This is a genomic window from Proteiniphilum acetatigenes DSM 18083 (genome assembly GCF_000380985.1).
In the GTDB taxonomy this organism is placed as follows: Bacteria; Bacteroidota; Bacteroidia; order Bacteroidales; family Dysgonomonadaceae; genus Proteiniphilum; species Proteiniphilum acetatigenes.
Map to the genome: position 1 here is coordinate 183,054 of NZ_KB905697.1, position 11,197 is coordinate 194,250.

The window sequence follows — 11,197 nt, forward strand, 5'->3', positions numbered from 1 at the left end:
AAATTTCAAATTACTAATTACCAATTAATAATCAACACATTATCATTACTTCCCGGGACAAATTATCCCGACTTGTCGGGATTGGCACATTAATCAATAAATCGTCACTACTTGTCCCGACCTGTCGGGATCATCGCATCAAATCATTACTCTTCTTCCTCCTTTGGTCTGACAAACCTGAAATCAAATAACTCTCTGAATATTTTAGCCTCCCTGGTAACCATGATCCCCACCCCTTGAGTGGTGGGTGCGCGGCGGTAAAACCGTTGATTGGCCCTGTTAAAGGCCCGCAGCATAAGCCAGGTATTGATATCATACTCCAATTCAAACTCCCCCAGAAATGCCTGCTGGCCGGCTTCCATACTGTTTTCCCCGTAGCTCAGGTTAGTATTGATACGCAACCGGTTATTCATCAAACGGGTAGATACATCCACTCCCATCCTCACGTTATCGAGGCTACCGTCGACCGACTCCAGATTGGTACTAATCGACCAGTTGTCGCTCAGCGCGCTGGCAAAGAGGGCATCCAACCCCCGGGAGAGGGTATTGGCCGCAAATTTTGTAAATACAGACGAACCAAAGTTCATGTCCGGAGACCCTTCCGAAGGTATAAAGTTACCGGTAGTAGCCAGATAGGCGAATTGAAGGATTTTTGTTTCTTCATTAGAGAGAAAACCGTTTACCCGTTGTTGAATATCATTGGAACTTTCCGGCAGTTCAATATCATATTGCAGATCCATCCCTTCCAGATTTCCTCTGATCTGAAGTAACGCATTCACAGCTACCCGTGTATTGGCGAGTTGTGTGGAAAATGAGGGGTGGAGTGTTGCCAGATCTGCTTTTACAGGCAGATAAGCAGTAACATTGAACTGCGTATTCATCGGATTCCCTACCATGGAGAGCCTGCTCCCTTCACGAATATTAAACTCTATCGTACGAAGATTCTGGAGGTTATAATGAAACTTTCCACTGTTAATAACATAGTCTCCATAAAGTAATACCGGCGGTGTAGATCGGGAGTTGAAATTGACATTTAATTCACCTTCTCCACTTATTTCAAGCGCATTACCGGTAGTTGGATCGAGTACCACACCCGCTTCAAGTAACGGATTCAGGTTCACGGTAATTGCCATCACAATAGGAATACCTCTGGGCACATTAGTGTTAAGCTGTGTTCCGGCCTCTTCATTCTTACGTAGAAATGCCAGTGAATCGGGTTCCCGGGATTTGCTGCTAACATAAACTATACCACTGTATTCCGTTGCTGTCGCTGTTTGTGGAAGTACCACGGTAACATCTGACTTGCTTGAACTGGTCAAATTCCCATTGCCAAAAATTCCGGAGGGAGACCCCGTCACTTTCAGTTCTCCCGACAGTTTCAGGTTGCCATAGGCCATCAGGTCGGTCCGGTTCGCATTGTTCAGCAGCATGAAATCGTTGAGACGGATACCGGCATTATACACCATACGCCCGAAATTGGTATGTGACAGGCTTACGTTCAAAGTGGCTGTATGATTGTTCTGGTCACGGATCACCAGATCTTTCAATCCCACATTATCCCTGCTAATCTCTATTGTATCGGATATAAAATAGGTTACATTGGTAAATGCCACCTTCATCATACCATCATCAATTCCGAGCCATCCTTCCGTTATTGGTTCGGAAAGTGTGCCGGTTACGTGTATATTAGAATTTAAACGTCCGTTCAATTCACTAAAAACACCGGTGGTAAGCGGCTGGATTGCCATCATTTTAAAATCAGCAATAGAGAGGTTTACATCCATCGGAAACGGGCTGTCATCACCGGTAGGAATATATCCTTTGATATCGAGGCTGCGTTCTCCTCCATCCTCAAGCCAGGCATTCAAATTAAGGCCGGAGAGGAGGTTATCCCAATCCGCATCGATCCGGAAAGTACCAATTGTGTCACCATGCACGGTAATATTATCCACCCGGAGTTCTTCGGTGCGTATCATCGGATTATCCAGTGCCTGCCGTACATAGATATCGCCATTGATGGAACCGGTAAAGTTGGTTACATTAAACGCGTTGAGAATATTTGCCAGTTCCGTATTATTGAAATAGATCCGTATATTGTCGGCTTCACTTTTGGATGCAACCCCGTCAATTCCCAGCAAAAGCATGTTATCTTCACTGATTCCAAAATTGGAGATGGCGATGCGGTCTGTACTGTAGGCGATAGCAGCATCGCTAAAGTCGATCTGTTTATTGTTGAACATGATCGTGGCAGGTGGTATACGGATGTTTGCCGCCAACTGGTCGTCAATATCACGCCGGAATCCCATTGTGATCATCAGTTCCCCGTTGGAGTTGGTATTGTTTTGCTTCATATCGAACGACAGGCGGTTATTCACCGAATCCGACGCCGCATCACTATCCAGTTTTACATTAATATATCCGTTATTCTGTACCAGGTAACTGTTCAGATCCAGTCCGAGATCAGACGTACGGTTACGTAGGCTCATCTTCGTCTCCCGGATATCATTACTTCCTACCATTATCCGGGGAAGATGTGCGTCGATCTGTAGCGATTCGTCCGCCGTCATGTCCACACGACCGGAAATGGTCGCCAGCTCCACATTATAAAACGGAAGGGAAAGCGCATAGGAAATATCCTCGGTATTTTGAAGTTGAATATTGAACTGAAAATTATTCTTGCCGGTTTGCACTTGCTCCTGCTCCTCCTTCTCAACGATTACGGAGGGAAGATGAGGATGGATTGCCCGCATCAACTCTGCACCGATAGTAGAGAAATAATAATCACCCGTGATATTACCTTCAAAAAAAGAGGACATGAATTCAATCTTCTTTCCCTCGCCCTCATCGGGCAATGCCTGCAGATAGATCGCGCCAGGGTTATAGAAGAAATTACTGTCAGCCAGCGAAATGTTATCAATCACGACCATTCCGGTCAGGTCATCTATCGAACTACCTGAGAGATTTCCATCGATATTCACCCTGAGATAAGGATCTTTCCAACTCTCGATCGCCACGAAGGGCGACAGATCAAGTCGTTCCACATTTCCCTTTACATCAAACTTCATTGCTTCCCCAAATGTGATGTCCCCGGAGAGATCAAACTTATTTCTCTCCATATCGGAACGGATATCAGCAACGACACTATTGCCGCTATACACCCCGTCAAAGAAAATATCACTGTAATGGTAGTCCCTGAAAGATGTCGATACGATCCGCCCACCGGCTGCCACAGTAATCGTTGAGTCCTGAAGGATAGATAATTTGAGATCCGTATCTATGGTAGTATTCCCTATTCCGGCATCCTCTCCGATGATATTGCCCACTTTTATATTATTGGCCGTCACAGGCCCTTCAAAAACAAGACTTTTAAATTCATTACCTATACGCCCGGTCCCGTTGAGTTTTACATTGCCTTGATCTGTAACCGCCTCTCCGTCATAAAGGAATTGTCTCAAACGGCCGTCAGCCTTCATCCGGAGATTGAGGTCGCCCATGGCCACCAACTGTTCGGGAGAAGCAAATTCAGGTGTACCGATACGGATCAATGCTTGCAGGTCTTCCTGGGAGACAGACAGATTACGGAGATTCACATGCAATTCCCCGTTGTTGATATCACCGTAATCAGAGATCGATCCGGAGACATTGATTTCGGTGTCGGGACCATACCGGAAAGTCAGATTATTCAACTCAACCTGAGGCAACGTACCCTTTGCGCTGATTTCAAATGAGATCGGCTTATCGAGATGAGCAAAACGGGAAACAAAAATATTTATATCAAGCGGATCGATCTGATTACTTTCTGCAGTAAGAGAAAATACTTTTGATTCCAGATCGTAAGCCGCATCTTTGACTTGGATACGCGATTCGTTCAAAGCGACAGTCACCCCGTCACTGCTGAGCAAAGTGCCCTCTCCCTTCATCCGGGCTTTCAAATTATTAAGTGTAAGGCCCGCATTCTTTTCCAGAAAATTGAGATGATTCACTTCAGCCTGCATATCTTCCGGGCTCAGAAAATCCACGTTTCCCCTAAAATTAAAATCTTCAATATCTATATGACTGACATTAAAGGCTCCCGGAGTCTCAGGCATCGAAAGAATATTATACCGGAGTTTTCCATTCTTCAATATTGCCTCGTTGGCAGTAATACGCCATGGTTTCTTATCCTTCTCCACCTGCGTGGTATCTTTCTCTTTGACAAAAGCATCAATAATAAACTGGAAATTAAATGGGTCGTCGGGTGATTCACGATGAACATTGGCTGTAAAATTCTCGATACCCGCCTTGTGTACCGTCACCTTATTCCTTAAGAGATCCAGTGCATGGATGCGGACTGCGATCTTGCCGACATAAAGTAATGTATCCTGCTGCAGGTCTTCCACATAAACCCCTTCAAGTTCCACGGTATTAAAAAGACGGATACGGATACTCTCCAGATCGACTTTCGTTCCGATGAGTGGTCTGAATTTTTCCAACGCTACGTTCGCCATACTCTTCTGTACTGCTGGAATGCTGAAAACAATGAAAAGTATTATATTCAACAATATAATACTGACAATGATAATGGCGAATATGCGTGCAATTTTAGCGACCAACTTAATTGAAATATTATAAATGAAAGACTTTCGATTATTAAACGATGCAATAATACAAAAAAAAGAGGGTAAAAAACCGTATATTAGGAAGTTTTTAACCAAAAATAGGCTTTTTGAATTTTATTCTACTATTTCCACAACAAAGAACTATCACCATAACTCAGAAACCGATAATCATTCTCCAGCGCATAATCGTATATCTTATGCCAATCATCACCCACAAATGCTGAAATAAGCAGCAAGAGTGTACTTTGAGGCTGATGAAAATTCGTAATAATGGCATTGGGAAAATGAAATTCGTAACCAGGGACAATCATCAGTTGCGTGGAAGAGATGAGACGTTGCTGCCCGGTCTCTTCAAGATAACGGAGAATATTGTGGAGCGCCTGCCTGGGGGCGATATCCGGGGTACCGTCATACGGTTCCCATTGCTTCACGTCCAATTCATGACCCGATACCCCGGGATTAACACCCAGTTTCTTTCCTATATAGTAAAGACTCTCCACGGTACGCATAGAGGTGGTTCCCACCGCCACGACCTTCCCTGAATGATGCAGCAACTGCTCAATAGTCTCTTTCGGCACAGAGATAAATTCGGTATGCATCTCATGGTCGGCTATGGTTTCGCTTTTCACCGGTTTGAAGGTACCTGCACCTACATGCAGGGTTACTTCTGCCGTTCGGATTCCTTTCTGACGAAGCTGCTCCATCATCCCTTCCGTAAAGTGTAATCCTGCAGTGGGTGCCGCCACAGACCCTTCGAAACGGGAGTAGACTGTTTGATAAGTCTCATCGTCTTTTGCTTCCGAAGGACGATTCAGATAAGGAGGAATAGGCAACTTCCCGGCAATCTCCAATAATTCCGAAAATGTAAACTCCTCATTGTCCCAGGAGAACTGCACCACCGTATCATTACTATCCGTAACCCCGGCCTTTTCAACCTTCAGCCCCACTATACCTTTATTGACGGGTATCTGCATCTGTAATGGCTCTCCTTTCCAGCGCTTGGCATTCCCGATCATACAATTCCATGAACATTGTCGGCGTTGCTGAAAATTTACCACATAGTCGGTCGGATAATGCGGCGAGAGGCAAAATACTTCAATCTGAGCACCGGTTTCCTTTTGAAACAACAAACGGGCATGAATCACCCTGGTATTATTAAACAGGAGCAGGCTCCCTTCCGGAAGCAACTCCGGCAGTTCACTGAATCGGAAGGTACTGATCTGCAAACCACTGTACAGCAATAGCTTGGATGCATCTCTTTGTTGAAGGGGATATTTCGCTATTCTATCGTCGGGAAGATGATAATTATATTGGGATATTTGCAGTTGTCTTGTTTTTTCTATTTCCATACGAGTATTTTATTGAGAAAATTGATGGAGATTGGGGGAGATTGGGGAATTGAAGTGGGCTTCCTCTTCACTCTTCATTTTCAATTTTCAACTTTCAATTTTCAACTCCATCAAACTCTTACATTTTTTTACTATCACAAAAATGATTTTTCGTAATAATTAATGATTTTATTCCGCAAAATTAGTCAACTTTGCAATACGTAACAAGAATAAAAGAGTCAAACAGGCGCTTCCGTCATAAACACGCCTTGACAAATGAAACACGCTGACACTTTACAATGAATAAATTAACAATAGGAGACACGGTCCGTTTTCTCAATACAGTAGGGGGAGGGATCGTAAAAGGATTCCGGAATAAACAGGTGGTAATCGTTGAAGATGAACATGGCTTCGACGTACCGGTACTGATTTCGGAATGTGTTGTGGTACAACCGGCAGGTAATGAAAAGCTGACGAAATTGCCCGAAAAGGAGGAGCTATCTTATGATACAGTTCCCGCCACTTCAGGATTCAACCCATCAGTAGAAGAGAAAAAGGAGGAAGAATTGCCTGAAGAAACTCCGGAAGGTGAAAAGATTACAGCCTGTCTGGCATGGCTTCCTATGGATATAAAGAATCTGTCATCCACAACCTACGAATGTTATTTCGTGAACGACAGTAATTACTATCTCTTTTTTAATTACATGAGCCGGGAAGGAGATTCCCTGAAAATACGCTATAGCGGGCTTATCGAACCGAACACCAAAATATTTCTGGAAGAACTCGAAAAAGGAGATCTTAATGAAATAGAGAAGGTGACCGTGCAGTTCATCGCATTCAAGCGGAACAAACCGTTCAGTGCCAAGAATCCCTGCTCGGTAGAACTGCGTATCGATACGGTGAAGTTCTATAAGCTGCATAGTTTTCATGAGAACGACTATTTCGAAGACAATGCGCTTACCTGTTTTATCATGCGAAATGATATCCCGGAAGATAAGCTTCGCATTTCCACAGGTGATCTGGAGCAGGCAATGAAAGAAAAAAAGAGGCAGGACGATCGACCGCAGAGAGCACGGATCGAAAAAGCAAGAAAAGAGACGACAACCGAAGTCGATCTTCATACTAATGCATTGCTTGACACCACCGTGGGAATGAATAATGCAGAAATACTGGAATATCAGTTGAATAAATTCAATGAGGTGATGAATGAACATATCCATCGCAAAAACCACAAAATTGTGTTTATCCACGGGAAAGGGGATGGCGTACTCAGAAATGCCATCATCAAAGAGTTGAAAAAGAATTATCCCAAATGTTTTTACCAGGACGCCTCTTTTCGAGAATACGGCTATGGAGCGACAATGGTGACTATTAAATAAAAAACAAATAAAATAATCTCGTATGAAAAAGATGATCCTGCTCCTTAGCGTGGCCCTTCTGTTCAACGGCTGCGACGTAGTGAATAAAATCGGAGGAGCCTACCAACTTTCACAAAGTGAATATCGCTATCGTTCGTTAGACAACATCCAACTGGCAGGAATAAATCTGGGAAATGCTTCCGCCATCTCCGTATCGAAACTGGCATCCATCGCCACTGCACTGGCCGGGGTATCCACCATGCAAAACATACCGTTCAGCATGACCCTCAATATGGATGTGACTAATCCCAACAAAAACGCTGCTTTCCTTGATGCATTGGATTATGCCATCCAGATCAATGAGATGGAATTTGTGGAAGGAAAAATGGATATCCCTATCCGCATTGAACCGGGAGAGACCAAAGTGGTTCCCATCCCCATCAGCGTTGATCTGAGAAATGTGATGAACCGCTATTCACAGCAGCGGGTCGCCAATGAGATGAGCGCTTTCCTGGGAATCACTCCCAATGAGACTTCCGTCACTGTGAAGTTATGGCCCAAATTAACAGTTGGAAATACTGTCCTTAAATCGCCTGCAGCGATTCCTGTAGTATTTAATTTTGGAGGAAAAGATAACGGATCAGGAAAAAATTAACAGGTAAACCGATTAGCCGGGGCGGGAAATTATTTTCCCGCCTCTTTATTTGTGGCCTTTTCAAACAGTATACGTGCACGACAAGCAGTTCCTTTTTCTGTTGTTTCAATCTGGAAAAGATAATCTTCGGGGGCAATCATCTGCCGGTGAACCTCTCCTCTGTCGCCATAAGTGATCTCTTTCAGGAAGTTGATCTCAAACCGCCGGATATAATGCTTACGGTAAAAATCGAGCGAAAAACAATCTGATAACCACTGCACATAATTCAAGCTGTTAGCATGGCCATTGACATCTATTTCACTGTATTTTACGATAAAACTATTGGCCGCCTCCCCTTCTACATTGGCAATCCTGGCCGGCTCATCTAACGGTATACTTTCGTTCACAATAAATTGTTGCATCGCAGGGATAGTATCTAACCGCACACTACGGCGTGTCTGCATATTGATGACCGCCCAAGAGGATTTCGCATGTCCGATTACTGTTCCGGCACCATCCCTCATCCGGAAATTACGGGTAGTAAATGTTGTTCCCACATGCTCGATCCAGGTCTCGATAGAAAGGGAATCCTGTTCGGTAGGGAACCGTTCCATATCGATCACTAAGCGTGAAAGCACCCAGGTATAATGCTCCGCCTGTAACTCCAACAGCCCGAAACCATTTTCATCCGCATTCCTGCCGGCAGTCATTAACACCATATTGGTGAGCGATCTAAGTGAAACTCTACGCCGAAAATCGATATCCTGCGCCTCAATATCGTAACTGTATTTTTTCTTTGCACTCATTTTTCCCTTTCAACTATTTCGTTTTTAAAAACTTCAAAGGTACAAAAATATCCAAAAACGAATTTAACTCTCCGGTTGATCTGTCGATATGGTCTATTAGCCGGCATCAGTCTGTAAGGACTCTTTTTCCACACAAAACGAGCATAAGAATCATTCTCACACAAATACATGATTAAAAGCGAGTTGCTTTCCCGATAAATCGGGACAAGCTCGGCTAATACTTTTAGAGGAAGTCGGCGATTTCGCTTCGCTCAATTGTCATACGATACCTTTGAACATCAAAGGTTCCATATACCGAAATAAAACAATAAAATAATCATATGAAATTAATCATTACCTTTGCAAAGACTTTGCAGGAACTTAATTTCACATTTATTTTATGCAATCAATCAGAGAACTTTACCGTATCGGAAACGGACCATCAAGCAGCCATACTATGGGGCCAAAAAAAGCAGCAGCTATGTTCGCCGGAAATCACCCCGAAGCGAAGAAATTCATCGTCACACTCTATGGTAGTTTAGCTGCTACGGGAAAAGGACACTTGACCGACGAAGCAATCCTGAGCGTCCTGGAGCCGGTCGCACCGACCACCATCGAATGGCTACCGAAGACATTCCTATCTTTTCATCCCAACGCATTGAAGCTGGAGGCATACGATAGTGACGGGAAGGTAACAGGTTCACAGACGGTCTACAGCGTAGGTGGCGGTAAGATTTCCGATGGAGAAAAAACGATCGGGGTCACAGGGAACGAAGGTAAAGATATTTATCCGATGACTACTCTGACAGAAATAATGGATTGGTGTGAAAAAACCGGAAGAAGCTATTGGGAATATGTGGAAGAGCACGAAGGCAAAGAGATATGGGATTATCTCGCAGAGGTATGGCAGGTAATGAAGGCTGCCGTGGAAAGGGGGCTCGATAATGAAGGGGTATTGCCCGGACCCTTAAGTCTGCATCGTAAAGCGGCAAGTTACTTTATCAAAGCCAAAGGATACAAAGCGTCATTACAATCGCGGGGACGGGTCTTTGCCTATGCCCTGGCGGTATCGGAAGAGAACGCCTCGGGCGGAGAAATTGTTACGGCACCTACCTGCGGCTCCTGTGGAGTAGTACCGGCTGTACTTTACCATCTTGAAGAGAGTCGCAGTTTCAGTAAGAACAGGATGCTCCGTGCATTGGCTACTGCGGGTTTAGTAGGTAATATCGTAAAAGAGAATGCCTCTATCTCGGGTGCCGAGGTGGGATGTCAGGGAGAGGTAGGCGTTGCCTGCGCCATGGCAGCCGCGGCAGCCAGTCAGCTCTTTGGGGGAAGTCCTGCCCAGATTGAGTATGCCGCGGAGATGGGGCTGGAGCACCACCTGGGAATGACCTGTGATCCGGTATGCGGACTGGTACAGATCCCCTGCATCGAACGCAATGCCTATGCTGCCGCAAGGGCATTGGACGCCAACCTCTATTCGTCTTTTACAGACGGGATCCACCGGGTTTCGTTCGACCGCGTGGTGAATGTAATGAAAGAAACGGGACACGACCTGCCATCACTCTATAAGGAGACCGGCGAAGGGGGATTGGCCAAAGGACATACTTTTTCATGAAATATCTCAGTCGTATGATTTAGTTGCAATCTTACGACTTACAAAAGTTCAATGGAGAGGTGGATCTTTTTGTGTCCCGGATATACTTTTTTATAAATTTCACCGTTATAACAGCGGTATTACGTAATCAACCTATTGCATTAAAATGATAGATTATATCAAAGGAGAGATAGCGGAACTTACACCAACCTATGTAACACTGGAATGTGGCGGTATCGGCTATCAATTGAATATCTCACTGAACACTTACGGTGCGATCAGTCAGGAACCCACGGCAAAACTCTACGTGTATGAGTCCATCCGTGAGGATGCCCATGTGTTATTCGGGTTCAGGGATAAACATGAAAGGGAACTGTTCCTTTATCTTATCTCCGTATCGGGTGTAGGACCCAGCACAGCAAGGATAATCCTTTCATCCCTCAATTCAAGGGAACTGGAAAATGTGATCGTTACGGAGAACACTACAGTACTACAATCCGTAAAAGGGATCGGCGCCAAGACAGCACAAAGAATTATTGTCGATCTGAAAGACAAGATCAAAATGACTGATGAGAGCGGTACCATTCAACTTCCCACGAAAAGCGACCTCTCCGAAACAGGTCATGCGGCTGTTTCTGCCCTTGTGATGCTCGGCTTTGTACAGACCGCTTCACAGAAAGTAGTGTCAAAGATATTGAAAGAATCGCCTACATTACCGGTAGAAAGCGTGATCAAAGAAGCATTGAAAAGATTATAACATTGTTGACATTGTCGGCAACCAACTCCCGTCACTCCGGCATAAACTGATTAATGAGACTTTGAAGAGATGATAACAGGCTGATTACGTAATACGGATTTGAATAGATGAATCCTGTTAAGCTGTTGTTTCTCTGAGAA

The 11,197-nt window shown here is 44.4% G+C and carries 7 protein-coding genes; 4 read left to right on the plus strand and 3 right to left on the minus strand.

Translation table 11 applies throughout. The features are described from left to right. Window positions 1-146 precede the first annotated feature (146 nt). Both F597_RS0111130 and F597_RS0111135 read right to left on the minus strand, forming a co-directional pair. Complete coding sequence (locus F597_RS0111130; protein ID WP_019539820.1) at window positions 147-4,592, minus strand: translocation/assembly module TamB domain-containing protein; 4,446 nt, start codon at window positions 4,590-4,592, stop codon at window positions 147-149. A 128-nt stretch (window positions 4,593-4,720) separates the two neighbouring features. After that, the gene (locus F597_RS0111135) at window positions 4,721-5,947 is read right to left on the minus strand and encodes an S-adenosylmethionine:tRNA ribosyltransferase-isomerase (protein WP_019539821.1); all 1,227 of its coding nucleotides are present in this window, start codon (window positions 5,945-5,947) and stop codon (window positions 4,721-4,723) included. 278 nt (window positions 5,948-6,225) lie between these two features. On the opposite strand from F597_RS0111135, the gene F597_RS0111140 reads away from it, so the two are divergent. Beyond that, the gene (locus tag F597_RS0111140; protein WP_019539822.1) at window positions 6,226-7,305 is read left to right on the plus strand and encodes a DUF2027 domain-containing protein; all 1,080 of its coding nucleotides are present in this window, start codon (window positions 6,226-6,228) and stop codon (window positions 7,303-7,305) included. Window positions 7,306-7,327: 22 nt separating this feature from the next. Continuing rightward, a complete protein-coding gene (locus tag F597_RS0111145) occupies window positions 7,328-7,939 on the plus strand; it encodes an LEA/WHy family protein (RefSeq protein ID WP_019539823.1) in 612 nt (203 codons plus the stop codon). Window positions 7,940-7,968: 29 nt separating this feature from the next. On the opposite strand, the gene F597_RS0111150 is transcribed toward F597_RS0111145, so the two are convergent. Then, entirely contained in the window at window positions 7,969-8,724 is a 756-nt protein-coding gene (locus F597_RS0111150; RefSeq protein ID WP_019539824.1) for an acyl-[acyl-carrier-protein] thioesterase, read from the minus strand. Between the two features lie 379 nt (window positions 8,725-9,103). Between F597_RS0111150 and F597_RS0111160 the strand changes: the two genes are divergently transcribed. Together F597_RS0111160 and ruvA are read left to right on the plus strand one after the other, a co-directional pair. After that, complete coding sequence (locus F597_RS0111160) at window positions 9,104-10,321, plus strand: L-serine ammonia-lyase (protein WP_019539826.1); 1,218 nt, start codon at window positions 9,104-9,106, stop codon at window positions 10,319-10,321. Window positions 10,322-10,466: 145 nt separating this feature from the next. Beyond that, window positions 10,467-11,057, plus strand: a complete 591-nt coding sequence (ruvA, locus tag F597_RS0111165) for a Holliday junction branch migration protein RuvA (RefSeq protein ID WP_019539827.1) — start codon at window positions 10,467-10,469, stop codon at window positions 11,055-11,057. Window positions 11,058-11,197: the final 140 nt, after the last annotated feature.

Bases quoted from the DNA above. Each gene is read 5' to 3' on its own strand.
- ruvA (WP_019539827.1), top strand. From the start codon at position 10,467: ATGATAGATTATATCAAAGGAGAGATAGCGGAACTTACACCAACCTAT.
- F597_RS0111160 (WP_019539826.1), top strand. From the start codon at position 9,104: ATGCAATCAATCAGAGAACTTTACCGTATCGGAAACGGACCATCAAGC.
- F597_RS0111150 (WP_019539824.1), bottom strand. From the start codon at position 8,724: ATGAGTGCAAAGAAAAAATACAGTTACGATATTGAGGCGCAGGATATC.
- F597_RS0111140 (WP_019539822.1), top strand. From the start codon at position 6,226: ATGAATAAATTAACAATAGGAGACACGGTCCGTTTTCTCAATACAGTA.
- F597_RS0111145 (WP_019539823.1), top strand. From the start codon at position 7,328: ATGAAAAAGATGATCCTGCTCCTTAGCGTGGCCCTTCTGTTCAACGGC.
- F597_RS0111135 (WP_019539821.1), bottom strand. From the start codon at position 5,947: ATGGAAATAGAAAAAACAAGACAACTGCAAATATCCCAATATAATTAT.